At 71.5% G+C, this 26,026-nt stretch carries 32 protein-coding genes; 10 read left to right on the top strand and 22 right to left on the bottom strand.

The genetic code is table 11. From position 1 onward, the window contains the following. Positions 1 to 11: 11 nt before the first annotated feature. Entirely contained in the window at positions 12 to 680 is a 669-nt protein-coding gene (gene ispD, locus AC1DV7_RS01040; RefSeq protein WP_477593848.1) for a 2-C-methyl-D-erythritol 4-phosphate cytidylyltransferase, read from the bottom strand. Then, positions 677 to 1,159 carry a CarD family transcriptional regulator gene (locus AC1DV7_RS01035; RefSeq protein ID WP_477593696.1) on the bottom strand — a complete coding sequence of 161 codons (483 nt, stop codon included), beginning with the start codon at positions 1,157 to 1,159 and terminating at the stop codon, positions 677 to 679. The genes ispD and AC1DV7_RS01035 overlap by 4 nt, the downstream gene beginning before the upstream one ends. Before the next feature lie 197 nt (positions 1,160 to 1,356). Here AC1DV7_RS01035 and AC1DV7_RS01030 point away from each other — a divergent pair, with 197 nt between their 5' ends. Next, positions 1,357 to 1,989 (top strand): hypothetical protein, encoded by a 633-nt coding sequence (locus tag AC1DV7_RS01030; RefSeq protein ID WP_477593694.1) that lies wholly within the window; start codon positions 1,357 to 1,359, stop codon positions 1,987 to 1,989. A gap of 50 nt (positions 1,990 to 2,039) precedes the next feature. Here AC1DV7_RS01030 and AC1DV7_RS01025 read toward each other — a convergent pair whose 3' ends face one another. Together AC1DV7_RS01025 and AC1DV7_RS01020 are read right to left on the bottom strand one after the other, a co-directional pair. After that, positions 2,040 to 2,723 (bottom strand): response regulator, encoded by a 684-nt coding sequence (locus tag AC1DV7_RS01025; protein WP_477593692.1) that lies wholly within the window; start codon positions 2,721 to 2,723, stop codon positions 2,040 to 2,042. Next, the gene (locus tag AC1DV7_RS01020) at positions 2,720 to 3,934 is read right to left on the bottom strand and encodes a sensor histidine kinase (RefSeq protein WP_477593690.1); all 1,215 of its coding nucleotides are present in this window, start codon (positions 3,932 to 3,934) and stop codon (positions 2,720 to 2,722) included. Before AC1DV7_RS01020 ends, AC1DV7_RS01025 begins: the two co-directional genes overlap by 4 nt. A 168-nt stretch (positions 3,935 to 4,102) precedes the next feature. On the opposite strand from AC1DV7_RS01020, the gene phoU reads away from it, so the two are divergent. From phoU to AC1DV7_RS01005, 3 genes are all read left to right on the top strand, one after another. After that, positions 4,103 to 4,789, top strand: coding sequence for a phosphate signaling complex protein PhoU (gene phoU / locus AC1DV7_RS01015; protein WP_477593688.1), 687 nt, complete (start codon positions 4,103 to 4,105; stop codon positions 4,787 to 4,789). A 158-nt stretch (positions 4,790 to 4,947) separates the two neighbouring features. Then, entirely contained in the window at positions 4,948 to 5,574 is a 627-nt protein-coding gene (locus tag AC1DV7_RS01010; RefSeq protein ID WP_477593686.1) for a SigE family RNA polymerase sigma factor, read from the top strand. Further along, positions 5,571 to 6,962, top strand: coding sequence for a hypothetical protein (locus tag AC1DV7_RS01005; RefSeq protein ID WP_477593684.1), 1,392 nt, complete (start codon positions 5,571 to 5,573; stop codon positions 6,960 to 6,962). The genes AC1DV7_RS01010 and AC1DV7_RS01005 overlap by 4 nt, the downstream gene beginning before the upstream one ends. 19 nt (positions 6,963 to 6,981) lie before the next feature. Here the strand turns inward: AC1DV7_RS01005 and AC1DV7_RS01000 are convergent, their stop codons facing one another. The 4 genes from AC1DV7_RS01000 to AC1DV7_RS00985 are packed head-to-tail and all read right to left on the bottom strand — an operon-like array spanning position 6,982 to position 10,417. Next, complete coding sequence (locus AC1DV7_RS01000) at positions 6,982 to 7,716, bottom strand: phosphoglyceromutase (RefSeq protein WP_477593682.1); 735 nt, start codon at positions 7,714 to 7,716, stop codon at positions 6,982 to 6,984. A 49-nt stretch (positions 7,717 to 7,765) separates the two neighbouring features. Beyond that, on the bottom strand, positions 7,766 to 8,290 hold the full coding sequence (locus tag AC1DV7_RS00995) for a YbjN domain-containing protein (RefSeq protein WP_477593680.1): 525 nt from the start codon (positions 8,288 to 8,290) through the stop codon (positions 7,766 to 7,768). Beyond that, the gene (gene mshA, locus AC1DV7_RS00990; protein ID WP_477593678.1) at positions 8,287 to 9,606 is read right to left on the bottom strand and encodes a D-inositol-3-phosphate glycosyltransferase; all 1,320 of its coding nucleotides are present in this window, start codon (positions 9,604 to 9,606) and stop codon (positions 8,287 to 8,289) included. The genes AC1DV7_RS00995 and mshA overlap by 4 nt, the downstream gene beginning before the upstream one ends. A gap of 31 nt (positions 9,607 to 9,637) precedes the next feature. Then, positions 9,638 to 10,417: a hypothetical protein gene (locus AC1DV7_RS00985; protein ID WP_477593676.1), complete on the bottom strand. Its 780-nt coding sequence runs from the start codon at positions 10,415 to 10,417 to the stop codon at positions 9,638 to 9,640. Positions 10,418 to 10,456: 39 nt separating this feature from the next. Here AC1DV7_RS00985 and AC1DV7_RS00980 point away from each other — a divergent pair, with 39 nt between their 5' ends. Then, entirely contained in the window at positions 10,457 to 11,290 is an 834-nt protein-coding gene (locus AC1DV7_RS00980) for a class I SAM-dependent methyltransferase (protein ID WP_477593674.1), read from the top strand. A 92-nt stretch (positions 11,291 to 11,382) separates the two neighbouring features. Here the strand turns inward: AC1DV7_RS00980 and AC1DV7_RS00975 are convergent, their stop codons facing one another. From AC1DV7_RS00975 to AC1DV7_RS00960, 4 genes are read right to left on the bottom strand one after another with little or no spacing between them, the layout of a single operon-like run. After that, positions 11,383 to 11,748, bottom strand: a complete 366-nt coding sequence (locus tag AC1DV7_RS00975; RefSeq protein ID WP_477593672.1) for a phosphomannose isomerase type II C-terminal cupin domain — start codon at positions 11,746 to 11,748, stop codon at positions 11,383 to 11,385. 17 nt (positions 11,749 to 11,765) lie between these two features. Next, complete coding sequence (locus AC1DV7_RS00970) at positions 11,766 to 12,098, bottom strand: DUF2516 family protein (RefSeq protein ID WP_477593670.1); 333 nt, start codon at positions 12,096 to 12,098, stop codon at positions 11,766 to 11,768. A 16-nt stretch (positions 12,099 to 12,114) separates the two neighbouring features. Beyond that, complete coding sequence (dtd, locus tag AC1DV7_RS00965; RefSeq protein WP_477593668.1) at positions 12,115 to 12,540, bottom strand: D-aminoacyl-tRNA deacylase; 426 nt, start codon at positions 12,538 to 12,540, stop codon at positions 12,115 to 12,117. A 6-nt stretch (positions 12,541 to 12,546) separates the two neighbouring features. Beyond that, positions 12,547 to 13,539 (bottom strand): asparaginase, encoded by a 993-nt coding sequence (locus AC1DV7_RS00960; protein ID WP_477593666.1) that lies wholly within the window; start codon positions 13,537 to 13,539, stop codon positions 12,547 to 12,549. Between the two features lie 98 nt (positions 13,540 to 13,637). Here AC1DV7_RS00960 and AC1DV7_RS00955 point away from each other — a divergent pair, with 98 nt between their 5' ends. Further along, on the top strand, positions 13,638 to 15,014 hold the full coding sequence (locus AC1DV7_RS00955; protein WP_477593664.1) for a hypothetical protein: 1,377 nt from the start codon (positions 13,638 to 13,640) through the stop codon (positions 15,012 to 15,014). A 149-nt stretch (positions 15,015 to 15,163) separates the two neighbouring features. Here AC1DV7_RS00955 and AC1DV7_RS00950 read toward each other — a convergent pair whose 3' ends face one another. From AC1DV7_RS00950 to AC1DV7_RS00940, 3 genes are all read right to left on the bottom strand, one after another. After that, positions 15,164 to 15,883 (bottom strand): hypothetical protein, encoded by a 720-nt coding sequence (locus tag AC1DV7_RS00950; protein WP_477593662.1) that lies wholly within the window; start codon positions 15,881 to 15,883, stop codon positions 15,164 to 15,166. Position 15,884: 1 nt separating this feature from the next. Next, a complete protein-coding gene (locus AC1DV7_RS00945) occupies positions 15,885 to 16,334 on the bottom strand; it encodes a helix-turn-helix domain-containing protein (protein ID WP_477593660.1) in 450 nt (149 codons plus the stop codon). A gap of 112 nt (positions 16,335 to 16,446) precedes the next feature. Further along, complete coding sequence (locus AC1DV7_RS00940) at positions 16,447 to 17,286, bottom strand: beta-keto acid cleavage family enzyme (RefSeq protein ID WP_477593658.1); 840 nt, start codon at positions 17,284 to 17,286, stop codon at positions 16,447 to 16,449. Positions 17,287 to 17,436: 150 nt separating this feature from the next. Here AC1DV7_RS00940 and AC1DV7_RS00935 point away from each other — a divergent pair, with 150 nt between their 5' ends. Continuing rightward, the gene (locus tag AC1DV7_RS00935) at positions 17,437 to 18,858 is read left to right on the top strand and encodes a tyrosine-protein kinase domain-containing protein (protein ID WP_477593656.1); all 1,422 of its coding nucleotides are present in this window, start codon (positions 17,437 to 17,439) and stop codon (positions 18,856 to 18,858) included. 76 nt (positions 18,859 to 18,934) lie between these two features. Here the strand turns inward: AC1DV7_RS00935 and ygfZ are convergent, their stop codons facing one another. Together ygfZ and AC1DV7_RS00925 are read right to left on the bottom strand one after the other, a co-directional pair. Further along, positions 18,935 to 19,999, bottom strand: a complete 1,065-nt coding sequence (gene ygfZ, locus AC1DV7_RS00930; protein ID WP_477593654.1) for a CAF17-like 4Fe-4S cluster assembly/insertion protein YgfZ — start codon at positions 19,997 to 19,999, stop codon at positions 18,935 to 18,937. Continuing rightward, positions 19,984 to 20,400 carry a Fur family transcriptional regulator gene (locus AC1DV7_RS00925; protein WP_477593652.1) on the bottom strand — a complete coding sequence of 139 codons (417 nt, stop codon included), beginning with the start codon at positions 20,398 to 20,400 and terminating at the stop codon, positions 19,984 to 19,986. The genes ygfZ and AC1DV7_RS00925 overlap by 16 nt, the downstream gene beginning before the upstream one ends. Positions 20,401 to 20,457: 57 nt before the next feature. Between AC1DV7_RS00925 and AC1DV7_RS00920 the strand changes: the two genes are divergently transcribed. Further along, entirely contained in the window at positions 20,458 to 21,474 is a 1,017-nt protein-coding gene (locus tag AC1DV7_RS00920; protein WP_477593650.1) for an LCP family protein, read from the top strand. 4 nt (positions 21,475 to 21,478) lie between these two features. Here AC1DV7_RS00920 and AC1DV7_RS00915 read toward each other — a convergent pair whose 3' ends face one another. The 3 genes from AC1DV7_RS00915 to AC1DV7_RS00905 are packed head-to-tail and all read right to left on the bottom strand — an operon-like array spanning position 21,479 to position 23,491. Further along, positions 21,479 to 22,402: a hypothetical protein gene (locus tag AC1DV7_RS00915; RefSeq protein ID WP_477593648.1), complete on the bottom strand. Its 924-nt coding sequence runs from the start codon at positions 22,400 to 22,402 to the stop codon at positions 21,479 to 21,481. Next, complete coding sequence (locus AC1DV7_RS00910) at positions 22,402 to 22,986, bottom strand: arsenate reductase/protein-tyrosine-phosphatase family protein (RefSeq protein WP_477593646.1); 585 nt, start codon at positions 22,984 to 22,986, stop codon at positions 22,402 to 22,404. The genes AC1DV7_RS00915 and AC1DV7_RS00910 overlap by 1 nt, the downstream gene beginning before the upstream one ends. A gap of 7 nt (positions 22,987 to 22,993) precedes the next feature. Then, positions 22,994 to 23,491, bottom strand: coding sequence for a heme-binding beta-barrel domain-containing protein (locus AC1DV7_RS00905; protein WP_477593644.1), 498 nt, complete (start codon positions 23,489 to 23,491; stop codon positions 22,994 to 22,996). Positions 23,492 to 23,613: 122 nt separating this feature from the next. Between AC1DV7_RS00905 and AC1DV7_RS00900 the strand changes: the two genes are divergently transcribed. Next, entirely contained in the window at positions 23,614 to 23,985 is a 372-nt protein-coding gene (locus AC1DV7_RS00900) for a DsrE family protein (protein WP_477593642.1), read from the top strand. A gap of 25 nt (positions 23,986 to 24,010) precedes the next feature. Here AC1DV7_RS00900 and AC1DV7_RS00895 read toward each other — a convergent pair whose 3' ends face one another. Together AC1DV7_RS00895 and AC1DV7_RS00890 are read right to left on the bottom strand one after the other, a co-directional pair. Then, positions 24,011 to 24,856, bottom strand: coding sequence for a hypothetical protein (locus AC1DV7_RS00895; protein ID WP_477593640.1), 846 nt, complete (start codon positions 24,854 to 24,856; stop codon positions 24,011 to 24,013). A gap of 16 nt (positions 24,857 to 24,872) precedes the next feature. Further along, positions 24,873 to 25,133, bottom strand: coding sequence for a MoaD/ThiS family protein (locus tag AC1DV7_RS00890; RefSeq protein WP_477593636.1), 261 nt, complete (start codon positions 25,131 to 25,133; stop codon positions 24,873 to 24,875). A 130-nt stretch (positions 25,134 to 25,263) separates the two neighbouring features. On the opposite strand from AC1DV7_RS00890, the gene AC1DV7_RS00885 reads away from it, so the two are divergent. Beyond that, complete coding sequence (locus tag AC1DV7_RS00885) at positions 25,264 to 25,953, top strand: response regulator transcription factor (protein WP_477593634.1); 690 nt, start codon at positions 25,264 to 25,266, stop codon at positions 25,951 to 25,953. Positions 25,954 to 26,026: the final 73 nt, after the last annotated feature.

Genomic DNA, 26,026 nt, shown 5'->3' with positions numbered 1-26,026 from the left:
TCCCGGGGTCGTCAGGCGAGGTGGCGCTCGGCCTGGGCCAGGTCGTCGGGCGTGGTGACCTTGAAGGCCAACGGGTCCCCGTCGACCACCAGGACGTGGCCGCCGACTCGCTCGACGAGGGCGGCGTCGTCCGTGGCCTGTGCGCCAGCTGCATGGGCACGCTCCAGGACCTCTCGCAGGAAGGCCTGCGGCGTCTGGATCGCCCGCAGCGACGCGCGCTCCGGGGTGCCCGTCACCTGACCGGAGGCATCGACGACCTTGATCGTGTCCGAGACCGGTATGCCGGGGATCACGGCCGGGTGCCCGCCCTGCACCTCGCGGACGAGCCGGGAGTAGAGGGTCGACGGCGCGAGGGCTCTGGCGGCGTCGTGCACCAGGACGATCCTGGCGCCAGGTCGCAGGGCAGCAAGTCCGGCTGCCACCGAGTCGGTGCGCTCGACGCCACCGGCCACGACGTCGACGTCACCGGGGCGCACGCTGCGGGACGCGATCGCGCCCGCCTCCCTGAGGTGGGAGACGGGCGCGACGACGACCACGTGTGACACCTCCGTCGCACCGAGGGCGCGCTGGAGCGCGTGCTCGAGCAACGGCATACCCGCAAGGCTGACGAACGCCTTGGGCTCGGCTGCGCCGAGCCGTGTGCCCTGCCCTCCTGCAACGAGGACGACGGCAACGCTCAGGAGGCGAGCACCTCGTCGAGGATGGCCTCGGCCTTGTCCTCGTTGGTCTTCTCAGCGAGCGCGAGCTCGGAGACGAGGATCTGACGGGCCTTGGCCAGCATGCGCTTCTCGCCGGCGGACAGACCGCGGTCCTTGTCCCGGCGCCACAGGTCGCGGACGACCTCGGCCACCTTGATCACGTCGCCGGAGGCGAGCTTCTCGAGGTTGGCCTTGTAGCGGCGCGACCAGTTGGTCGGCTCCTCGGTGTGGGGTGCGCGCAGAACGGAGAAGACCTTGTCGAGGCCCTCCTGTCCGACGACGTCCCGGACGCCGATGTCCTCGCAGTTGTCTGCGGGAACCTCGATCGTCAGGTCGCCCTGGGCCACCTTGAGCTTGAGGTAGATCTTCTCCTCGCCCTTGATCGTGCGGGTGTTGATTTCTTCGATCAGTGCAGCCCCGTGGTGGGGGTACACGACCGTCTCGCCGACCTTGAAAACCATCTGCTGTTTTCCCCTTTCGCGACCCTCAGAATATCACGACACGCCGAGGTCACGAAAGCCAACGCGAAAGCATTTGCGCAGGTCAGAGCCTCACAAACCCATTGCGGGGCAACGAATTCGGTCTTGACAGAATGGCCATTTCCATGCAACGCGCACGGGTGCGCGCACTCTGCGACGGTGCCGCTAGGCTGTGCTGCGTGATGCGCCGAACCCCGCTGGCCCGCTCCGCTGCCGGCCGTTCCCTGTCCTCGCGCCGGCCCGTGCGCGTCCTGCTGACCGTCGGTGCGCTCGGCGCCGGGCTGGCCCTGTCGGGCTGCCAGACGCAGTCGCCGATCCAGACCGACGTGACCTACGTGGCCGCCGATGGTGTGCCCGTCGACCTCGGGGCTGTGCAGCTGCGAGACCTGGTGGTCATCGCCACCGCCAAGGGAGAGCCGGGCGTGCTGTCCGCCTCGATGAGCAACACCAGTGGCACGGCCGAGCGGGTCGCGTTCGCGGCACCGGACTCGCCGCCGGTCTACGCCGAGGCCCCGGCCTATTCGCAGGAACGACTTTCGGGCTCCACGCAGGTGCAGCTGCCCAACCTCCCGGTGTCGCCGGGTGACGTCATCACCCTCACGGTTCAGTCTGCGTCGGCACCTGCGGCGGTCGTCGTGGTTCCCGTCGTGGCGGCCGCGGGGGCCTACGCGACCCTCAAGCCCACGGCCCCGCCCACGACCTCGACGCCGACGGCGACGGCCACCGAGTCGCCCACCGAGTCGCCCACGGCCGAGGCCACCCCCACCGAGTCGCCGTCGGCAACGGCGACCGCGACGGCGACCAGCAGCTGAGCCCCTGGGCCCGGGCGGCCTGCTCCGAGGGCCGCTGACGCGGCCAACGGTCAGGCGACCTCGAACTTGTAGCCGAGCCCCCGCACGGTCACGATGTGCCGGGGATCGGCCGGGTCGGTCTCGATCTTGGCGCGCAACCGCTTGACGTGGACATCGAGCGTCTTGGTGTCACCGACGTAGTCGCTGCCCCAGACCCGGTCGATGAGCTGCATCCGGGTGAGCACCCGGCCGGTGTTGCGCAGCAACATCTCGAGCAGCTCGAACTCCTTGAGCGGCAGCTGGGTCGCCTCGCCGCGCACCGTGACGATGTGCCGCTCGACGTCCATGCGCACCGGCCCCGACTCGATGGTGGCCGGCAGCAGGTCCTCTGGCTCGGACAGTCGACGCAGGACCGCCTTGATGCGGGCCAGCAGCTCGCGCGACGAGTAGGGCTTGGTGACGTAGTCGTCCGCCCCGATCTCGAGCCCGACCACCTTGTCGATCTCGCTGTCCTTGGCGGTCAGCATGATCACCGGCACGTTCGAGCGCTGCCGGATCGCCCGGCACACCTCCGTGCCGGACAGGCCCGGCAGCATCAGGTCGAGCAGCACGAGGTCGGCACCAGCGCGGTCGAAGTCCTCGAGGGCGTCCGGACCCGTCTCGGCGACGGCGACCTCGTAGCCCTCGCGGCGCAGGAGGTAGGACAGCGGGTCCGAGAACGACACTTCGTCCTCGACGACCAGGATGCGGGTCATGCGTCGTCTTCTCCTTGTCGGCCGACCGGTGCGACGGCCTTGCGCTGGGACTCTGGCGAGTGGTCCGACTGTCCCACGGTGCGGTCGGCTGCCGCGGGCAGACGGATCGTGAACGTCGACCCGCGCCCCTCCTCGCTCCACACGGTGACGTCGCCGCCGTGGTTGGCGCAGATGTGCTTGACGATGGCGAGCCCGAGCCCCGTGCCACCGGTCGCCCGCGAGCGCGCGTCGTCGACCCGGTAGAAGCGTTCGAAGATGCGGGTCTGCTCGTCCGCGGGGATGCCCTGACCCTGGTCGGCGACGGTGATCTCGACCATCCCGTCCGACGCCCGGCCACCGACCGCGACACGGCTGCCGGGGTCGGAGTACGCCACCGCGTTCCCGACCAGGTTGCGCACCGCCGTGACGAGCAGGTCCTCGTCACCGAAGACCTTGAGGTCCGGCGCGCACGACTCGACGATCTCGATCTGCTTGGCGTCCGCCCCCACCCGGCAGTAGTCGATCGCCTCGTGCACCGCGGTGGTCACGTCGACCAGGCGGGGCTCATGCAGGGTGTCGGCCACCTGCAGGCGGGACAGGTCGACGATCTCCTTGACCAGCCGGGCCAGCCGGGCGCTCTCCACCTGCATGCGGCTGGCGAACCGCTCGACGGCCACCGGGTCGTCCTTGGCGTCGAGCACTGCCTCGGCGAGCAGCCCGAGGCCACCGACGGGAGTCTTGAGCTCGTGGCTGACGTTGGCGACGAAGTCGCGCCGGACCTCCTCGACCCGGTGGGCCTGGGTGTTGTCCTCCACGAGGAGCAGGACGTGGCTGCTGCCCAGCGGGGCCACCCGGGCGTGCATGATCGAGCGACCCTGGCCGAGGGGACCGCGCGCCAGCTCGAGCTTGGCCTCGCGGATGACCCCGTCGCGGCGCACCTGGCGGGCCAGGTGGCGCAGCTCTTTGTGCACGAGCTCGCGGCCCCGGACGAGTCCGTAGGTGACCGCCGAGGGGGAGTTGTTGATGACCGCATCGGCCGAGTCGACGACGATGCCGCTGGACCGCAGGACGGCCAGGACGTCGGCGACGCCGGCGGGCAGAGCAGTCGGGTCGGGCTCGACCGGGGGCATGGTCTTCTGCTGGCGCTCGGAGTAGCGGACGGCGACGACCGCGAGCACACCGGTCAGCAGCCCGGCGAACCCGGCCAAGACGGCAGCGCTGGTCGCATCCACGTCCACAAATGTACGCAACCACGCAGGTCCCCTCGCACACTCCGGGCCCCTCCCACGCAGGGGCGTCTCCAGATGTTCACCTGAGTTCACCCACGCGTTCACTGCTTCGTGGGAGCCTCGGCTCGCACGTTCGATGGCACGACCCCGTGCCCAGACCCTAGGGAACCCATGCGCGACGCCTTTCACGAGGACCTCGACACCATCTCCGACCAGCTCGTGGAGATGACCCGACTGGCCGGGTCCGCGATGTCCCGGGCCACCACGGCCCTCCTCGACGCCGACATCCAGCTGGCCGAGTCGGTGATCGAGGCGGACAAGGAGCTCGACCGGCTGCGCGAGGACCTCGACGCCCGGTCCATCGACCTGCTCGCCCGGCAGCAGCCGGTCGCCACCGACCTGCGCATGGTCGTCACCGCGATGCGGATGAGCGCCGACCTCGAGCGGATGGGTGACCTCGCCCGCCACGTCGCCAAGGTCGCGCGGCTGCGCTACCCCGAGTCCGCCGTCCCCGCCGAGCTGCGCGCCACCATCCTGCAGATGGGGCAGGTGGCCGAGCGCATCGTCGCCAAGGCGGGCTCGGTCATCGCCGCCAAGGACGTCGAGGACGCCAAGACGCTCGAGCGCGACGACGACGCCATGGACGACCTGCACCGCGAGCTGTTCAGCCACCTCGGCGGCGGCTCGTGGGCGCACGGCACCGAGACCGCCGTCGACATGACCCTGGTGGGTCGCTACTACGAACGATTCGCCGACCACGCCGTCTCCGTCGCCCACCGCGTCGTCTACCTGGTCACCGGTGAGTGGGATGTCGCCGAGGACCACGAGGAGCAGGAGGACCGCGCCTCCGGGCACTGAGTCCCCGCTCCCGAGGGGGCCCGGTATGCCGTGGGGGCGGCATACCGGGCCCCTCCTCGTGCTCGGGGCGGGACGCGGCGACGCCGCGTGCGCCTCCACGGCACAGAAAGTCCCGAGACCTCTCAACCTCGGGCACACTGACCCGCGTCTTAGGGGTCGTGGGCACAGGGAACGTGAGCGCGGGGGTCATGGCGGCCGAGCTCACCACGGAGGGGAGGGTCGCCGTGGACGCCACGGAGGACGAGTTCGCGCGCTTCGTCCGAGCCCGGTGGGACCAGCTCGTCCGCACGGCGTACCTGTTGACCGGTGACCGCGGCCGGGCCGAGGACCTCGTGCAGACCACGCTGGTCAAGGTCCATCGGCGGTGGTCGCACATCGCGTCGGTCGAGTCGCCCTACGCCTACACCCGCGCGGCGCTGGCCAACGAGTCCGCCTCGTGGTGGCGCCGACGCCGGGTCGCCGAGACGCTCGGTGAGGTGCCCCACCACGCGGACCGTGCCCCCGGCGACGCGTTCGCCGCCTTCGACACGCGCGACGAGATCGCGCAGGCAGTCCTGGGGCTGCCGCCGCGAATGCGCGCGGTCGTCGTGCTGCGCTACTTCGACGACCTGTCCGAGGCGGACACCGCGGCGGCCCTCGGGATGTCGGTCGGGTCCGTGAAGAGCCAGTCGTCGCGCGGGCTGGACCGACTGAGGTCGGCGCTGCGGGGCAGCGACGACCCGGGCGCTGACCACGACGGTCCCGACCACGCGGACAGCGACACCGGCGAGAGGAGCCTGGCATGAGCATCGAGACCCAGCTGCGCGAGGCGCTGGCCGCCCGCGCCGACGAGGTGGGCTCACGGACGCACGACCCCTACGAGCGGGTGAGCGGCGCGATCGCGGTGAGCCACCGAAGGCGCCGAGGCGCAGCTCTTGCAGCGATGGCAGCCATGGCGGCGATCGCCGTGGCGATCCCCGCGCTGGGGCACTCGATCGGCGACCGCACCACGACACCTGCGAGGCACACTGCCCCCGTGCCGGGTCCGAGCGACCCTCGCTGGGCCTCCCTCGCCACCTGGCCGATCCGCGGCGGCCTCAGCGGCGATGCGGACCTCGTCAGGGCGGTCGGCGAGCTCGGGGGCGGGCGGGTCATCTTCATCGACGACATCGCCTCCAGGCGTGTGGCCTTCATCGTCGACCCCGACCAGCGCCAGCTTGCCCTCGTCGAGGGAGACGCTGGTGCGCCGGCCTCCCGGATGGACCTCACGCTGAAGGGCGATGCGAGCGACCAGTTCGCAGGGGTCTTCCTCACGCTCACCGTCGACCAGTCGCAGACCCTCATCCTGGCCCGCCCCCAGGTCCGCACCGCCGAGGTCTCCGACCACGCACGGGTCAAGCTCGACGGCACGGTCACCCGCGACTGGCGGACCGTGACCCTGCGGGACGGCATGAGCCGGCTGCCCCTCGGCGCCGTCCTGCTGCGCACCCGGATCAGCGGGTACGGCCGACCGTCCGCGTTCCGCGTCGGGCACCCGGTGGACGGCGACGACCGCGGCGCCTCCCACTGCGGTGACTGCAGGGGCGAGGCGTTCCGCACCAGCATGGACACGTTTGCCCGGGACGTCGTCGCCATGCAGCTCGGCATCCCGAGCGAAGGCATCCGCACCGAGGCCGTCTACGCAGGCCCCGTCGACGCGCGGGTGGCAGCGGCCGTGGGGCTACCTGAAGCGCTCGAGCCCGGATCCGACGTCCAGCTCTACGTCGGGCACTCACACCTCTCCGGCGGGCAGGTACTGAGGACTGCCAAGCTGGTCCGCCAGGTCAAGGACGGATTCCAGGGCATGGAGCTGGAGATGTCCACGCCCCTCGATGCCCGCACTGCCGGCACGAGGCCGTTCGTCCTTGCCGGCGGGAACGGCGAGGCAGGCAAGACCGGCTCCACCACCCTGGTCCAGGTCTTCGCCGGATCGGGGGCCGCAATCCGGCTCGTCTCCGACGCCCCCTCCAGCTGGCCCAGCTCGACGGTGGTGCCCCTGGCGGCTGGGACTGCGCGGGCCGACCTCGTCGACGTCCCGTACTCCGCGTTCCTCGAGCACTACCAGGTCGAGGTCCGCGACACAGCCGGTGTGTTGCTGGGCCGCTACCCCGTGGGCACCTCCACCACGGCTGACCCCTTCGCAGGCACGCCCTGAGGGGCGCAGCCGGGCTGGGTCAGCGGCCCTGGTTGGCGACGGCCGCAGCCGCCTCGGCCGCGGCCTCCGGGTCGAGGTACTCCCCCGGCTTGGTCGGCATGAAGTCGTCACCGAGGGTGTAGACCAGCGGCTGGCCCGTCGGGATGTTCAGGCCTGCGATGTCTTCGTCGCTGATCTGGTCGAGGTGCTTGACGAGGGCGCGCAGGCTGTTGCCGTGGGCCGTGATGAGCACCGTCTCGCCGGCCTTGAGGTCGTCCTGGATCGCACCCTCCCAGTACGGCATCATCCGCGCGATGACGTCCTTCAGGCACTCGGTGCGCGGCACCTCGATACCCGCGTAGCGCGGGTCTCCGGTCTGGTCGAACTCGGACCCGGCCTCGATCGGCGGCGGCGGGGTGTCGAACGACCGTCGCCAGAGCATGAACTGCTCGTCGCCGTACTTGTCACGCGTGGCCGCCTTGTCGAGCCCCTGCAGGGCGCCGTAGTGCCGCTCGTTGAGCCGCCAGTCGCGACGCACCGGGATCCAGTGGCGGTCTGCGGCGTCGAGGGCGAGGTTGGCGGTCGTGATCGCACGGCGCAGTACCGAGGTGTGGACGACGGTGGGCACAACTCCCTTGTCCTTCAACAGGTTTCCGCCGTTGACGGCCTCCTCGCGACCCTGGTCGTTGAGGTCGACGTCGACCCAGCCGGTGAAGAGGTTCTTGGCATTCCAGTCGGAGTGCCCATGACGGAGCAGGATCAACGTGTAGGCCATGGCGTCAGCCTAGCGACGTCCCATCACCGCGCAGCCGGTCGACTCGTCGTCAGCCGGGATGGTCGGGACCGGGGTCGCCCTCGCGCTGCAGGATCGAGCGGAACGCCTCGAGGTTGCGCAGCGACTCCCCCCGAGAGACCCGCCAGTCCCACTCCTTGCGCATGCTCGAGATGAAGCCGATCGCCAGGAGCTCGTTGAAGTGGGCGTCCGCGGCCTCCAGGAGCACCCCGAGGAGCTGGTCGAGGTATGCCGCGTCGACGCCTGCCGCGGGCAGGCGTCCGGTGACGTAGACGTCCCCGGACCCGTCGACCGAGTAGGCGAGACCGGGCAGGCGGAGGTTCTTGCGCAGCAGGTAGCGGTAGAAGCTCTCGTGCGCCTCGTCCGGGTTGCGGATGACGAACGCCGAGACCGACAACGCGTCCGGCCCGGCCACCAGGGAGGCGACGGTCTTGAGCTTCTTCTCGCCGGGCAGTGTCACGACGAACTCGCCGTCACGGGCACCCTGCTCCCACTCGACACCGGCCTCGTCGAGGTAGGCCGTCACGGTGGCTGCCAGGTCCTGCGCCTCGCTCACGGGACGACCGCCGAGGGGATGCCGACGAGGGAGCCGTTCGGTGACGGGGCTGCGTTGAGCCCGCCACGTCCCCGCGCTCGGCACGCCTCGACGTAGACCTCGAGCAGGCGCTCCGTCGTGCGGTCCCATCCGAACAGTGCCGCATGGGCAACTGCCTTGTCGGACAAGGCCTTTCGACGGTCCGGGTCGAGCAGGAGCTCCTCGATGGTGAGCGCCCACACGTGTGGGTCGTGTCCGTCGACGAGCACTCCGGCGTCGCCCACCGCAGTGGGCAGACCACCGACGTCGGCGGCCACGACCGGGGTGCCGCAGGCCTGCGCCTCGACCGCGACCAGCCCGAACGACTCCGAGTGCGACGGCACCACGACGAGGTCGGCCGCGCGGTACCACTGCGCGAGCTCGGTGCGCTCGACCGGCGGCACGAACCGCACCTGGGCGCTGATCCCGAGACCCTCGGCCAGCTCCTGCAGTCCGTGCGGGTGGGCGAGGCCGGAGCCACTGGGTCCCCCGAGGACAGCCACGACCAGCTCACCGCGCCAGTCGGGGTTGCGCGCCAGGAGCTCGGCTGCCGCCTTGACCAGCACCTCCGGTGCCTTGAGCGGCTGGATCCGCCCGACGAACAGCAGCACCTTGGCGTCCTGGGGCAGGCCCACTGCCGCCCGCGCCGCGCGGGGGTCGCCGGGGGAGAACAACGACAGGTCGACCCCGGGAGGCACCACGACCACCTTCTCGGGCTCCGCGCCATACAGGTCGACGAGCTCGTGCGCCTCGCCCAGGGTGTTGGCGATGATGCGGTCGGCGGCCTCGACGACCTGCTGCTCGCCGATCTCGCGCCCCAGTGGCTCCGGGGCGTCGCCCTCGGCGAGGTGGAGGTTCTTGACCTTGGCCATCGTGTGCATGGTGTGCACGAGCGGCACCTGCCACCGGTCAGCGGCCAGCCAGCCCACCTGCCCGCTCAACCAGTAGTGGGAGTGGACGAGGCTGTAGTGGCCCTCGGGCTCGTGGGCCCCGGCTCGCATGACCCCCGCCGCGAAGGCGCACAGCTGGCCCGGGAGGTCCTCCTTGCCCAGCCCCTCGTACGGCCCGGCCGTCACGTGCCTGACCAGCACGCCCGGCTCGAGCTCGACGGTCGGGTCCAGGTCGGCCGTGGTGGTCCGGGTGAAGACCTCGACCTCGATGTCACGCCGGGCGAGCTCACGGGCCACCTCGACGACGTAGACGTTCAGCCCGCCGGCGTCGCCCGTGCCGGGCTGCTCGAGCGGAGACGTGTGCACGCTGAGCATCAGGACCCGCTTGATGCTTTCGCAGGACGTCATGTTCGTGAGTCTGCCACGAGCGCCGCGGGGCTCACTCGGCGCTGGGGTGCCGTCTCGCCTGGGAGGACACCGTGAGGTACGCCCCGTCGCTCCAGACGTGCACGTCGGTGCGGCCGGTGGAGCGCACGTCGACGCCGCGCGCGACGCCCTGGGGGCCGGCACCGACGTCGGTGCCGAGCATCGTGCGGTACGCCGCCTGACCGGCGGGCGCGCTGGGACTCATCCAGCTCGCCCGGCCGCGCAGGTTGACGGGCCGCAGCGCGGGTCGTATGCCGACGGTGTCGGGCACGTGGTCGAGGTGGAACACGACCCCGTCGGCGCCGTCGACGGCGGCGGCGACCCGCAGCACCGACCCCGCGAGCTCGACCTGCAACGTGAACGGCAGGCTCCGCCCGTCGCCGTGGACCGTCCCGACGTAGGCGGCACGCCCCGGCAGGAAGACCAGCTGGTCCACCTGCACGTCGGACAGCTCGTGCTCGATGTCCTCCTTGGTGTCGTCGCCGGAACCGGTCGCCTGCCCCTCGACGACCGAGAGGAACGCACCACCGATGACCGTCTGCAGGAGCAGGTCGCTGCCCCGCGTGATGCGCAGGCCGTCGTCGTACAGCGACACCGAGACGCCTCCCCCGAGGGTGGCCACGCCCTTGGCGTCCTGCGAGACCGTGAGCAGCCCGGGCTCCACGTCGTCGAACCCGCCGTCGCGACCGAGCCACTGGGGTGCCCGGGTCACCAGACCCAGCAACGCCAGGGCCGTGAGCGACGCGACCAGCGCGACCATGCTGCGGCTCACGTCCTGGCCACGTCGGATCACCTGCTCACCCTAAGCCGCGTCCCCGCGTAGGCTTCCCGCGTGGTCGGACGCGTGGGTCAGCAACGACCCGTCGGCACGGCGAACCCACGACCCGTCGGCACGGTGACGCGCGGCACCACGAACCCGAACCGGTTGCGCCGCGTCGACCGCTGGCTCGCCGGACCGCAGGCCTGGCGGCTGCGACGGTCACCCACCCCTCCGGTCGTCGTGGACCTCGGGTACGGGGCGTCGCCGGTCACCGCGGTGGAGCTGCACGACCGGTTGAGTCGGGTGCGCGCCGACGTGGAGGTCGTGGGCATCGAGATCGACCGTGACCGGGTGGAGCGTGGCCGGCCGCTGGAGCGACCCGGGTTGTCGTTCCGGCTGGGGGGTTTCGAGATCCCCCTCGGCCCGGGGCGCGCCGCGACGGTCGTGCGGGCCTTCAACGTGCTGCGCCAGTACGACGAGTCGGAGGTCCTCGCCGCATGGGCCACGGTGCAGGGGCGGCTCGCCCCCGACGGGCTGCTGGTCGACGGCACCTGCGATGAGCTCGGCAGGCTCGCGACGTGGGTTGCGGTGGGCCGCGACGGACCGGTGTCGCTGACGCTGAGCTGGCGGCTGCGTGGCCTGGCGACCCCCTCGGACATCGCCGAGCGGTTGCCCAAGGCGCTCATCCACCGCAACGTCCCCGCTGAGCCGGTGCACGCCTGGCTGGAGACCCTCGACCGCGCCTGGGCGCGCTCCTCACACCAGGCGAGCTTCGGCATACGGCAGCGGTTCCTGGCCACCGCCCAGGCGGCGCGCGACGAGGGCTGGCCCCTGCTGGACGGTCCCAGCCGGTGGCGGCTGGGTGAGCTCACCGTCGACTGGGCCGCCGTCGCGCCGTTGAGCTAACCCCTGCTAGCACGGGTTGGCTGAAGATGGACAGGTTGCAACCTGTCCACATTCACGCACGTTCTGCTAGCAGGGGTTGGGTGAACGCCACGTCAGCGGGCGTAGTCGTCCTCGAGGCGGATGATGTCGGCCTCGTCGAAGTCGCCGAACGCGATCTCGAGCAGGCGCGCGGACTGGTCGCCCTTGTTGGCCATCCGGTGGACCGCGTTGCACGGCACCCACACGGACTCACCGGGCTGGGCACTCCAGGTGCGCTCGCCGACCGTGACCTCGATCGGCACGTCGAGCACCTGCCAGAACTCACCCCGGTGGTCGTGGGTCTGCAGCGACAGCCGGTGTCCGGGCTCGACGGTGATGATCTTGACCGTGACGCGCTCGTTCGAGACGAACTGCTGGAAGTTCCCCCACGGGCGCTCGACGGTGAAGATCGAGTCCCGGGGGTCACGGATGTCGGACACGCCAGCCTCCTCCGGGATCACCACGGGCCGTATGGACCCATGTGCTGGGAGCCGCCGCGTCCGCTGACCTGGCGCAGCGCCGGCCGCACGTCGGCGAGGTAGATCGCGGCACCCACGACGGCGATGAGGCCGATCGAGAAGATCAGCCCGCTGCCGACCGACACGAACCCGACGAGCACGGCCACCCCGAGGATGATCGACCAGAACTGCTTCGTCCGCTTGCCGGCCGCGACGAACGCGTCAGGCCGGTGCCGCAGCGCATCGACGAGCGCGAACACCTCCATGGCGAACGCCGCCAACCCCAGCAGCAGGGTGACGATGCCCTGGGCGGTGAAGAGTCCGTTGAACATGAGGACAGCCTAAGGGTCAGACGTCGACGACCAAGGTCACCGGCCCGTCGTTGACGAGCGTGACCTCCATCATCGCCCCGAACCGGCCGGTCGCCACCTCGACGCCTCGGTCGCGCAGCGCCACGACGAGCTGCTCGACCAGCGGCTCGGCGACCGGACCCGGCGCAGCGTTGTTCCACGACGGACGCCGCCCCTTGCGGGTGTCGGCGTAGAGCGTGAACTGGCTGACCACCAGCACCGGCGCCCCTTCGTCGAGGACGGAGCGCTCGTCCCGGAGGATCCGCAGCTCGCTGATCTTGCGGGCCATCGTGTCGACCTGCTCGGCTCCGTCGTCGTGCGTGACGCCGACCAGCGCGAGGAGCCCCGGGCGGTCGATCGCCCCGGTGACCTCGCCCTCGACGGAGACCGAGGCGCGGGTGACCCGCTGCAGGACCGCGCGCACGTCGGCTCAGATGTTGACGGCGACGATGGCGCCGACGGGCTCACCGTGGCCGAGGACCGGGGAGCTCTCGAGCTGGGCGAGGGCCGGCGACTCGAGTCCGAGGCGACGCAGCGCGGCGGCGAGGACGACCGGCTTGGCCCGCGGGTAGCCGTCGGCGACCTTGACGGCGACCCCGCGCCCGTCGGCCAGCCCCACGGCATACACGGACTCGGCGCCGTCCTTGGCGATGAGTCCGGGCGTGCCCTGGATGAGCGCGGTCACGTCGCGGTCGGAACCACCGAGGTATGCCGGGTGGCTGCGGATCGCGTCCGCGACCTCGGCCTCGGCCGTGCCCGGCTCCGCGGAGGCGAGGCGACCGAACGCGCGGGCGAGGCCCGCGAGGGTCACGGCCATGACGGGGGCTCCGCACCCGTCGACGGCGACGGCACTGATCTCGTCTCCGGTCAGCTCGGACAGCGTCGACGCGATGACCTGCTGCAGCGGGTGGCCCGGCTCGCGGTAGCCCTCGGTGTCCCAGCCGTTGACCACGCAGGTCGCGAGCATGGCCGCGTGCTTGCCCGAGCAGTTCTGGGTGATCGGGAGCTTGGTGCCCCCCGCCCGGATGACGGCCTCTCGCGCGGCCTCGTTGACGGGGTAGTCGGGGGTGTTCTGCAGGGCGGCCTCGGTGAGCCCGGCCGAGTGCAGCATCGCGCGCACCGCCTCGACGTGGAAGTCCTCGCCCGAGTGGCTCGCCGACGCGAGCGCGAGCCACTCGCCCGGCATCCGCAGACCCGCGCGGACCATGGCCAGCGTCTGGATCGGCTTGTTGGACGAGCGCGGGAAGATCGGGTCGTCGACGGCGCCGAGCGCGATCAGGGACGACCCGTCCGGCCCGGTCGCGGCGACCGATGCGCGGTGCGCCGACTCCACGAACCCGCCACGCACGTAGTGCGCCAGGACGGGCGCCTCCGCGAGGACGGCAGGGGTGGGGACGAGGGACTGCGGGTGCGAAGTGCTCACGGCTGCGAGCCTAGTCACCACCACCGGGGGTGGTTCGCGGTGGACCGACGGTCCCGTTTCGACCTGCCCGGATGCGCCTGGGCGTGCCACCCTGTCCCATGGCAACTCGCAGCTACTCAGCGGGGACGTTCGCGCTGGAGGTCGAAGGACAGTTCGCCGGCTACCTCGTCGGCCTTGAGGGCGGCTCCGTCCACGCACCGGTGGTGGAGGAGCCCGCCCGCACGGACGGGGTCGTGCCCAAGCACCTCGGCCAACCGGCATACGACGACCTCGTCGTCACCTGTGGCCTCCCCACCGGGCCCTGGGCCGACTGGCTCGTGGCCTTCCTCGACGGGCAGGCACCCACGCACGACGGCGCCGTCGTGGTGCTCAACTACAACTACCAGGTGACCCGCAGGCTCGAGTTCCGGCACGCGACCATCGCCGCGGTCACCTTTCCTCGGCTCGACGGGTCCAGCAAGGAGCCGGCCCACCTCACCGTCACCATCCGCCCGGAGTCCACGCGGGACGTGGCGGCCTCCAGCAGCGGGAAGCTCCAGACCGGCAAGGTCACCAAGGCCTGGCAGTCCTCGAGCTTCGCGGTCGCGATCCCCGGCGTCGACTGCACCCGGGTCTCGTCCGTGGCGCCACTGACGGTCTCGCAGACCTACACCGGCGATGCCGTGGGCGAGACCCGCGAGCCGACCAGGCGGACCGGCCCGCTGGACGTGGGCGACCTCGTGGTGACGGTTGCGGAGAGCGGCGCCGCGGGGTTCACCGCCTGGCGCGACGACTTCATCGTCAGGGGCAACAACGGTCGCGGCCAGGAGAAGGACGCCACGCTGACCTTCCTGGCCCCGAACCTCAGGGATCCGCTGATGACCCTCCGGCTCACGGGGGTCGGGATCCACCGCCTGGACCGCTCACCGCAGGTCCGGGGTGTCGAGTCGGTGGCCCGGCTCTCCGCGGCGATGTACTGCGAGGAGGTCGACCTGGTCCTGCCCCAGCCGACCGCCCCCGCTCCACCGGCCGCCCCCGCTCCACCGCCCGTTCCGGCACCACCGCCCGAGCCGGCCCGCGAGCGCGGCGCCGTGGATGCCGAGCGTCTGTGGGACGGCGGTCGGCGCCTCGACCCGGCGCTGGTGGCACGCCGGCTGCGAGACACCGGCGCCACGCCACAGGTCGACTCCGAAACCGATCGTCAGCGTCAGTGGGGTGCCCAGGTCGGCGCGGCCTGGGCGGGGCGCATCGGGTCCCTGGACGAGCTCACCGAGGTGGCCAGCGCAGCCCGCGGCGACGACTGGACCTCGATCCTCCTGCCTGACAGCCACTCGCTGGTCGAGGCGCTGCGGACGGCGGGAGTGGTCCCGGTCGAGCACGAGGGTGGCCTCGAGCTCTCCCGCGACTCGTTCGTCGAGGGTCTGGTCCGCGGGGCCGCTTCCACCTTTGACGAGGTGAAACACCAGCTCGACCTGCCGGACTCCGACGTCACCTGACGCCCACGCGGACACCCGCGGTCGAGAGGGTGGCAAACCGCCCCCTCGCCGCGTTCTCGGGGCGGTTTGCCACCTCCTCGGCACGGTGGGCGCACGCAGACGGCCCCCACCCGGTTTGCGGGTGGGGGCCGTCGCGTTGGGGGGTGAGGTCAGTCGCCGACCTTCGTGGCGGTGACGGCGGTGGCCTTCTTGGTGGCCGTCGCGGTCTTGCGGGCCGAGGTCGCGGCACCCTTGGTGGCGGACTTCGTCGCGGCAGCCGACTTCTTGGTCGTGGTGGCGGTGCGCTTGGCAGCGGTGCGGGTGCGGGCAGCCGAGCTCTTGACCGTCGCGGTCGCCTCGGTGGTCTCCTCGACGACCGAGCCGGCAATGGTGTCGACCGCGGCAGCGGCCTCCTTGCGACCGGTGGTCAGGGTGGCCTTCGCCGAGCGCTGGATGTCGGTGGCCGACTTGCGGACGGTGGTCACGGCACCCTTGCCAAGGGCGAAGGTCGCCTCGGCCTGGGCCAGCAGGTCCTTGGTGGACTTCTGGGTGCGGACGCGCTTGACGAGCTTCTCGCCGCGGAGTGCGAAGGACTCGTAGGACTCCTGCGCCTTGCCCGCCAGCTCGAGGCTGCGGTTGAGGGCGAGGGCCGGGAGCTCCTGGGCCTGCTCGACGACGGTCTCGGCCTGGGTGCGGACGACCTTGGCCTGCTCCTTGGCCTGCGAGACGGCCTTGGCCTGCAGCTTGGCGGGCTCGATGTCGACGCGCACGCTGATGGCCTTGACGCGGGCGTCGCGGACCTTCTCGACGGCCAGGTCGGTCAGGCCGACGGCGGCGAACACAGGGGTGGTGTCGGTGACGGTCTTGCGGATGTCGGCAACGAATGCCATGTCAGTCTCCTTGGGTGGTGGCTCGGGTGGACTTGCGCGTGGTGCCGGACGTGGTCGTCCGCGCCCTGGACCTGCGGGGCGCCTGCTCTGCGGCACCGACGAACGAGTCGTAGATGTCGAGGAGGGCGGCCTTCTGGCGGGCGGTGAGCTGCGGGTCGGCGCCGATGACGGCCCGGGTGTCGAGCGGCTGGGCCTCGTGGCCGTGGCGCTCGTCGAGGATCCCTGCCCGCACGTAGAGCGACTCGGCGGAGACCTCGAGGCCCTTGGCGAGCTGCTGGAGGATCTCCGCGCTCGGCTTCTTCAAGCCGCGCTCGATCTGCGAGAGGTAAGGGTTCGAGATGCCGGCCAGCTCGGACAGCTGCCGCAGCGACAGCTTGGCGGACTGACGCTGCTCACGCAGGTAGTCACCCAGGCTGTCTGCGCCCAGCGGGCCCAACGGGATCCGGCTCATGCCCCCATCATGCTTGCTCTAGTTAGCACAATGCAAACTCAAGACAGCGTGAACCGAGTCACACCCCTGACTTCGTGCGGGGAAGCAGCGGCACGATGTGCGGGAGGAGGCGTCAGCGGCGGTCCTTGACGCCCAGCAGGGCGCGGGCGTCGTCGGTCGACATCGCCGGACGCTGCATCACCTCGGCCAGCTGCGCCACTCGCTCGACCAGCTGCCTGTTGTGCTCGACCGGGACACCCCGGGCGAAGACCACGTTGTCCTCCATGCCCACGCGCAGGTGACCGCCGGCCGACAGCGCAGCGGCCGCGATCGGCAGGTGGGTCCGGCCGATGCCCGTGGCCGACCACGACGTCACCTGCGGCGGCAGCATGGCGACACCGGCCAGCAGGGCGGCGGGCGTACCCGGCATACCCCCGGGCACCCCGGTCACGAAGTCGACGTGGACCTTGCCCCCGAAGGGCAGGCCGTGCGTGTCGACGAGCCGGGCCAGGGCAGCGACGTGGCCGAGGTCGAACAGCTCGAACTCGGGCACGACCTCCCGCTCCTGCGCCTGGACGTACAGGTCGGACATGAACCCCCACGGGTTGAGGAACACGTCGTCGCCGAAGTTCGTCGTGCCGCAGGTCAGGCTGCACGAGTCAGGCTCGGCGTCGAGCACCGTGAGCCGTTGCTCGAGCGGGTCGTGCACGGAGCCACCCGTCGAGAGCTGGATCACGAGCGACGTCGCCTCGCGCAGCGCGTCGACCGCAGCCTTGAGGTAGCCGCCGTCGAGGGTCGGCTGGTGCTCGTCGTCGCGGATGTGCAGGTGGATCATCGATGCCCCGGCGGCCTCGCACGCGGTGGCCGTCTCGACGAGCTCCTCGAGCGTCGTGGGGAGCTGCGGGAAGTCGCTCTTGGCGAGCTCCGCACCGGTGGGAGCGACGGTGATGAGGGTGCCGGAGGTGGGGGCCATGGCGCCCATCATGGCAGCCCGTGAGCACGTCCCGGCGAGGGCGTGGAGCCGGTGCGCGCGCGGTTCTGTGGGAGACTGTGGGCGCTCTCGGGGCAACCGAGCCGACCAGGGCCACACCTCCGTGGGCCCGTCAGACGCGAAAGCAGGACTGTGGACCTCCACGACTACTACCGGGTGGTGCGCAAGCGGTGGCGCACGATCGTCGCCGTGACGCTGGCTCTCGTGGCCGTTGCAGCCCTGCTCACGCTGTGGTCCCCGAAGTCCTACCAGGCCAGGACCCAGCTGTTCGTGTCGACGGCCGGCGGGTCCGACTCGGCCCAGCTGCTGCAGGGCAACGCCTTCACGCAGCAGCGCGTGAAGTCCTACGCCGACCTCATCAGCACACCCACCGTGCTGGACCCGGTCATCAAGGACCTCGGCCTGAACACGACGGCTGACGCGCTCGGCGCAAGGATCACCGCGAACGTCCCCCTGGACACCGTCCTCATCGACGTGCTGGTGACCGACCGCGACCCGGCCCGGGCCGCCAGCATTGCCGCGGCCGTCGGCAAGCAGTTCTCGAGCAGCATCCTCGAGCTCGAGCGGGTGTCCGACTCCTCACCGAGTCTGGTCAAGGTCTCGGTCGTGCGGCCCCCGTCGGTGCCCAGCACCCCCGTGAGCCCCAACCCGGTGCGCAACGTCGGCCTCGGGATCGTGCTCGGCCTGCTGGTGGGCCTGGGCGCGGCCCTCCTGCGCGACGCGTTCGACACGTCGATCAAGAGCGAGCGCGACGTCAAGGACGCCACCGAAGAGACCGTGATCGGCGGCATCACGTACGACGCCGAGAGCTCGAAGCACCCGCTGATCGTCCAGTCCGACCCCCACGGGCCGCGGGCCGAGGCCTTCCGTTCGCTGCGCACCAACCTGCAGTTCGTCGACGCCGCCAACCACCCCCGCTCGATCGTCTTCACGTCCTCGCTCCCCGCCGAGGGCAAGACGACGACCACGGCCAACCTCGCGATCAGCATGGCAGCCGCAGGTGCCCGCGTCTGCGTCATCGAGGCCGMCCTGCGCCGGCCGCGGCTGCTGCGCTACATGGGCATGGAGGGGTCCGTGGGCCTCACCAACGTCCTCATCGGCCAGGCCGACCTGCTCGACGTGCTGCAGCCGTTCGGCGACACCGGCATCCAGGTGCTCGGCGCCGGCCAGATCCCGCCGAACCCCAGCGAGCTGCTGGGCTCCGAGACGATGCAGCGCACGCTGCGCCAGCTCGAGGAGATGTTCGACTACGTCATCATCGACGCGCCGCCGGTGCTCCCCGTGACGGACGCGACGGTGCTGAGCACCCTCACCGGCGGCACCGTGGTCGTCGCCGGGTGCGGCGTGGTCACCAAGGAGCAGCTGAGCCGCGCGCTCCAGTCGATCAAGGCCGTCAACGGCAACGTCCTCGGGATCGTGGTCAACCGCATCCCGACGCGTGGCGCGAACGCCGAGAGCTACTACTACCGCGACGGTTACGCGCCACTGTCCCCGGACCGCAGCCGCAAGGAGCGCTCCCGCGAGCGCAAGGCCGCCCAGGCGGCGTCGGTCTGAGCTGAGCCCCCGGGGCCCGGCAGTCTCGATCCGCCCGCGGCGCTCAGGTCGCGGGCGCGTCAGGTCGTGGTGACGCTCAGGGCGCGACCACGACCTCCTGGCTGGCGCTGACCCCGCCCACCGTGAGCACCGTGTCGACGGGCACGTTGCGCTTGACGAGGGCCAGCCCGATCGGCCCGAGCTCGTGGTGTCGAGCCACCGAGGTCAGCAGCCCTACGGGCCGCTCCCCGTCGGCGAAGACCTCGGCCCCGCGCTCGGGCAACGTGTGACCTGACCCGTCGAGGTGTAGGAAGACCAGCCGGCGAGGCGGGCGTCCGAGGTTGTGCACCCGGGCGATGGTCTCCTGACCGCGATAGCAGCCCTTGTGCAGGTGCACGGCGGTGCGCAGCCAGTCGACCTCGTGGGCGATCGTGCGGTGGTCGGTCTCGAAGCCCAGCCGCGGGCGCCACGCAGCGACTCGCAGCGCCTCGCTGGCCCACGTGCCGGCCAGGTCGCGGTCGCCGACCACGTCCGCCACGTCGGCCCGGGGCACCAGGACCTCGCGCCAGGCCCAGTCGGCGGCCGGGTGCCCCTCGACGGGGCCGTATGCCGCGGTGTCGCCCACCAGCCCCGGCCAGGGGTCGCGCCAGGCGAGCGGCTCGCCGGTCTGGGACTCCGCGCTGAGCGGCTCGCCGAGGACGGCCCACTGGGCCGAGACGTCGGCGACCTCGACGCGGAGCATGAACCGCATAGAGTCGAGCCAGGACGTGAGCGCGCCGGCCTGACCGGGCTCGGTGGTGATCCAGGCCGTCGTGCCGTCGTCGACGAGGTGCAGGACGTGCTCGACGTGGCCCTTGGGCGTGAGCACCAGGGCCTCACGGGACTGCCTGGCAGGGAGACCGGTGAGGTGCTGGCTCGTGATCGAGTGCAGCCACGAGAGGCGGTCGACGCCCGTGACCGTGACGACGCCACGGTGCGACAGGTCGACGACGGCGAGGCCCTCGGTGAGCAGGCGCTGCTCGCGCAGCGGGTCGCCGTAGTGCGCGGCCACCCCCGCGTCGGGGCCGTCGCCCTCGACTGCTCCGGGACGGCTGAGCAGCACGGACACCGGGCCGCGCAGTGGCGCGTCGGTGGCGTCGTGCTCGGTCAGGAGGTCGCGCATGCGCTGCACCGCCCGTGGATCGCCATGTGTGTCACGTCAGCAACAAAGCCCGAGGAGGCGAGAACATTCCCCACGAAGCCCTCGGCCAGCTCGGTACGGCACTCCTCGATGCGCCCGCAGCTGCGGCAGACGAGGTGGATGTGGTCGGCGTGGTCGGCGAGGTGGTAGCTGGGCGCGCGGTGGTCGAGGTGGGTGTGGCCGACGATGCCGAGTGACTCGAGGGCCTCCAGGGCGCGGTAGACGGTGGAGGTGGCCAGTGCCGCCCCTCCGTCGCCGGCTACCTGCTCGACCACGTCGTCGGGTGTCGCGTGCCCCAGCCGCACCACGGCATCGAGCACTCGCTGGCGCTGCGGGGTCATGCGCCGTCCCTGCGCCCGGAGCTGGTCGCCGACGTCCTGCACGGTGTCCACTCTAGGGCTCTGGCCACACCACCCTGCTCGGCTCTCTACACTGACCGGGTGCTGGAGACCTTCGACGAGACCTCGACCGAGCCGACCCCACGGCGCCGTTCGCGCCTGAAGCGCACCCTGGTGGTGCTGCTCACCCTGGTGCTCCTGGTCACCATCGGCGGCGCCGCCGCATACCTGCTGTTCCTCAACCACACGGTGAGCTCCAACGTCCAGCGCAAGTCGCTGCTGCCGACCCCGGGAGTCAGCGGGGCAACCCCCGCACCCACGAAGAAGCCAGCTGCCAAGCAGGCCCAGAACATCCTCATCATCGGGTCCGACGCGCGCGCTGGCCTGGCCGGCGCCCGGTCGGACGTCATCGTCCTCATGCACATCGCCGGCGACCGCAAGACCGTCAACCTGGTCCACTTCCCGCGCGACCTCTACGTGTCGGTCCCGGGTCACGGCAAGGACAAGATCAACGCCGCCTACGCGTACGGCGGTGCACCCCTGCTCGTGCAGACGATGCAGGACCTCGTCGGGGTCCCCGTCGACCACGTCGCGATCGTCGGCTTCGAGGGCTTCAAGCGGATGACCGACGCCGTCGGTGGCGTCAACGTCTACGTCGAGGAGAGCAGCAGCGGCGGGGGTTACACCTTCACCAAGGGTTTCCAGCAGATGGGCGGGGCGGAGGCGCTCGCGTTCGTGCGTGAGCGTCATCAGCTCAGCGAGGGCGACATCTCCCGTGGCCGTCGGCAGCAGGCCTTCATCAAGGCGCTGATGCTGAAGTCACTGAGCAAGCAGACGTTGACGAACCCGGTGCGACTCGCCCAGTTCGTGGACGCCGGGACGTCCAACCTCACGGTGGACGAGGCGTTCACCGTCTCGCAGATGCGCAAGGAGGCCATCTCGATGCGCTCCTTGCGGGGCAAGGACATCAGCTTCGTCACGGCCCCGTTCACGGGTTACGGCACGTCACCCGCGGGCGCGTCCATCGACTTGGTCGACGAGCAGGGGATGCGCGACCTCGGCGAGGCCCTGCAGGACGACGCGATGGCGACCTACGCGGACGCCACCCACACCCCCTGAGGGCTCAGCTCTTCTTCCAGTCCTTGAGCGCCGACCCGGCGCGGTAGGTCTCGTCGCCGACCCGGAGCCACGCCGCGTCGCCGGCAAGGGCAAGCGCGACGGTGCCGGGCTCGACATCCGGCAGGTCCATCGCCACGCAGCCGATCGCCGAACCGGCCTTCGCGGCGTCGACGACCGCCAGCCCCTCGCAGTCGCCAACTCCCGGGACGACCGCGAGGACCTTGTCACCCGAGCCCAGGCCGATCGCGAGGGCTCCGGCAACCTTGCTGCTGTCTGCCCAGTTGGATCCGGTCTCGCTGGTCCGTAGGCGTCCATCGCCGCACAGCACGACCGCCTCGGTGCCCTTGACGGCGAGGTCCACGACCGTCGGGCCCCCACACGGCTTCTTCGACCCGCCCGCGGGCACGCCGAGCGACGACGGCGACCGCAGGTCGCGGTACCAGGCGTCGCTGACCACGGAGGCGTCACCGAAGTCGGCGCCGACCGCGTCGGCCTGGCGGATCGAGGCTGCACAGTTGGTGGAGGTGTTGCCACCCACGACGAACGCGGAGCCGTTGGGCCTGACCCGCAGGCGCGAGATGACGTCGAACGGGGCGGCCTTCGGACCCCACGTCTTGCCACCGTTGCCGGTGAGCTCGAGCTCCGCGCCGCCGACCTTGCAGGTGCCGGTGCTGAACCGCAGTGCGGTCTGGCCGTCGACCGGGACAAGCCCGACGATCAGGGGCACGACCTTGACGGCGGGGGCCTTGGTGGTCGTGGACGACGAGGCTGACGGCTTGGGGGTGGTCACGGGGCTGGACGTGACAGTCGTCCCGCCGGCGGCCACGGGTTGACGGGTGCTGTTGATCGCGAACCCGACCAGCAGGACGTCGACGGCGAGGAACCCGACGAGGGCCACCACACCGGCGCGTTCGCCGAACTGACCCATCAGGACCTCCCGAGGGCTGTGGCGATCGTGGGCAGGGAGCCCAGGATCTGTTCTGTCATGGCCGCGAACACCGAGGCGTCCTGGCGGTAGGGGTCGACGATGTCGGCCTCCCCGTCGGACAACGGCGGGCGGGTGCCACGTTGGGAGGCTGCCAGGGCGACGACCGCGGCGACGTGCTCGGCGGCGGTGCGACCGTCGGCGCGCAGGTCGTCAGCCGGGACGCCCTCGAGCAGGTCGGCGAACTCGCGGAAGGCGAAGACGTAGCGCAGGGCGCGGGGGTGCAGCATCGCGACCTTGCCCCGGTGGGCGCGGGTGGCCGTGAGGACCAGGTCGGCGTCGGCCACCATCGCCGCGGTGAGGTGGCGCGCCTCGAAGCCGTCGGCGGAGTACCCCCGGCCCTCCATCAGGGCTCGGGCCTGGTCCTCCATGCCGTGACCAGCCAGGGCGCCGGTGCCCCCGCTGGACACGACCACCTGCCCGGGCCCCCACGAGGTGTCGAGCTCGGCCTGGAGGGCGCGCTCGAGGAACGGCGAGCGGCAGATGTTGCCCGTGCAGACCGTGAGGATCCGTGCTGGTGTCGACATGCCCGCCTCAGCCGACGCGCTTGAGCTCGGCGGAGACGTGGCTCTGCAGGGGCTTGCCCACGGCGGCCATGTCCATGGCCCACATCAGGTTGGAGTTGACCAGGCCGTAGAGCCGGGTCGCCGCGTTGTACTCCTTGGCGTGCGGGCTGCGCAGGACCCCGTCCGTGCGCAGCGCGATCTTGGCCGGCTCGGCGGTGCCGAAGTAGAGCTCGACGATGCCCGTCGGGTGCGTCAGCAGGAACTCGACCTCGCCGCCCTCGACCGGCCGCCAGAAACCCAGCTCGGTCGCGAGCGGGCGCACCTTGGCACCTGCGTCGTCGAGCAGCCAGGTGCGGCTGTGCCACTCGAGGAACGGGCGCCCGTCATGGGTCACCTCGACCTCCTGGCCGAAGTTCGCCGACTCGATGGTGGGGTAGCCGACGACACCCGCGCCCTCCCAGCGGCCGATCAGCCAGGCCAGGGGCGCGAGCTCACGCGGCAGGTCCGTGTCGAGGTGGAACACCATCAGCGCGGGGTCTTGACCAGGCGGTAGACCACGAAGCCGGCGAACCAGCTCACCGTGACGGCGGTCGCGACCAACAGGGAGATGAAGAACGTGTGCACGGGCCAGATCGTAGCCTGTGTCGCATGTCGGATCCGCGCGCTCTGCTCGTCGTCAAGGTCACGTGTGGGGTCGAGGCCCCCGAACGCCTCAACCAGGCCCTCACCGTCGCGACCACCGCACTGGCCAGCGGTGTCGACGTGAGCGTGTGGTTGACCGGCGAGGCCACGTGGGTCGCCGTGCCCGGCCGGGCCGAGGACTTCGAGCTGCCGTATGCCGCCCCGCTGGCCGAGCTGCGCGACGCCGCCCTCGCCGAGGGACGGCTCACCGTGTGCGGCCAGTGCGCCGCACGGCGCGACCTCACCGAGGCCGACCTCGTGCCGGGGACCACGATCCGGGGTGCCGCAGCCTTCGTCGAGGAGGTCATGGCCCCGGGGGCGAAGGCTCTCGTCTACTGACCGGCCGCGGCCGACACGCCACCCCTCAGGCCACGAAGTAGCGCACGACCACATAGGTCAGCACGCCACTGAGCAGGCTCGCGGCCGCCGCGATGGCCAGTTGGGCTCGCGGCGCCGCAGCTGCCGGCAGCACCACCATGACCCGGCGGGCAGCGTGGGCCACAGCCGCCGCCAGGAGCCCCAGCAGGGCCGCCGGCCCGGGCCGGGGGTTGTCCGCGAGCAGCGAGACCGTGAGCGCGGCGCCGCCACCGAGGAGCATGGCCACGAACAGCGCCCACTGCCGGAACCGGGCCAGGCCGATGAGCGGGTCGGCCAGCACGCTCACGCCGAGTCCGGCCATGGCGGCGGCGAGGGCGTGCTCGCCCTGGTTGACGTGCGGCAGTGGGGCGAGCGAGACGCCAGAGGAGACCACTGCGAGCCCGGCGACGGTGGCCGCGACCGACTCGGTGAGCCGGGGTCGGCCGTCACGCCGCATCAGCTGGTGCAGGAAGGCGAGGACCACCGCGACGGCCATGGCGGCCGGCAGCCACCGCAGGAACGGGTCGTCACGGGTGAGGATCACGGAGGCCGCCATCAGCACCGTGCCGCCCGCGAGCACGGCCGACGAGCCACGTGGGCTGGGCAGGCTGAGCAGCACTGGCCACCCCCACGCGAGGACCAGGCCGCCGAGGGCCACGGCCAGGGCGACGAACGACGGGCTGGCATAGCCGGTGAGGGCGACGAGCGAGGCGAACGCGACGGTCGCCGCGATGGTCAGCGGCCGGGGCATGAGCGCACGTCGCGGCAGCACGGCCGGGGTGTGCTGTGCCCTGCGCTGGCGCCGGGTCAGCGGGACTGCGGGGTTCGGCAGCGGCTCGGGGACGTCGGACACAGCGGGCATCCTCCCATCACCCGCCCGCGAAGGGTGGCAGGACCTCGAGGACCGCGTCCTCCCCCAGCGCCGCCGTGAGAGACACGGCCCGGCCGTCGAGCAGCAGGGTGCACGCGCCGACCACCGCCGCGAGGGCGGGGCGCAGGGTCGTCACAGCCGCCAGGGCCGCACCCACGTCCGGGCAGCCCGACACCTGGTCCTCGTCGACACCGGCGGCGGCGCGCGCGCCGGCCCAGTAGCGCACGGTGACCGACCCTGCGAGCTGGCCTCCCGGCATACCTCTCCTCCTGTGGTGTGGTCTCGTGGCGGGACTCGTCCCTGGGTGGGACGCGTCCCTGGGTGAGACAACGGTCTCACCATGCGTCTGCGCGGACCCCACCGACTCCTGCACCGTATCCTTCGTAGGCATGGCCCGTCTGCTGCTGCTGACCAACGCCCTGGCGCCCAGCGCCGAGGTGCTCCCAGCACTGGGCCTGCTCTCGCACCACGTGCGCATCCTGCCGGCCGAGCCGACTGCGCTCGTCGACGCGCCGGCCTGCGACGCCGTCCTGCTCGACGCCCGCCGCGACCTCGCGGTCGCCCGCTCGCTGTGTCGCGTGCTGCGCGTCTCGGGGATGTCCGTCCCGCTCATCGCCATCCTCACCGAGGGCGGCCTGGCCGGTCTCACCGCGGAGTGGGGTGTCGACGAGGCACTGCTCGAGTCCGCGGGGCCCGCCGAGGTCGAGGCGCGGCTGCGACTGGCCGCGGGCCGCCTCCAGGACGACTCCGAGCCCGAGGACGTCCAGATCACCTCCGGTGACGTGACCATCGACGAGGCGACGTACTCCGCTCGCGTGCGCGGGCGCCTGCTCGACCTCACCTACAAGGAGTTCGAGCTGCTGAAGTACCTCGCCCAGCACCCGGGCCGCGTCTTCACCCGCGCCCAGCTGCTGCAGGAGGTCTGGGGCTACGACTACTACGGCGGCACGCGCACCGTCGACGTCCACATCCGCCGCCTGCGCGCCAAGCTCGGGTCCGAGCACGAGGTGCTGATCGGCACCGTCCGCAACGTGGGCTACCGCTTCGTGCCGGCCGAGGACGCGGCCGTCGACGCCTGAGCCGCGTCGCCCTGTTGCTCCAACCTCTGCTAGCAGGGCTTGCCGGAATCCGGACAGGCTGCATGCTGTCCGG

This window comes from Pedococcus sp. P2_E4, assembly GCF_056403935.1.
Note: the sequence above shows the minus strand (reverse complement) of the source record. Positions and strands in the feature narration are given on the sequence as shown.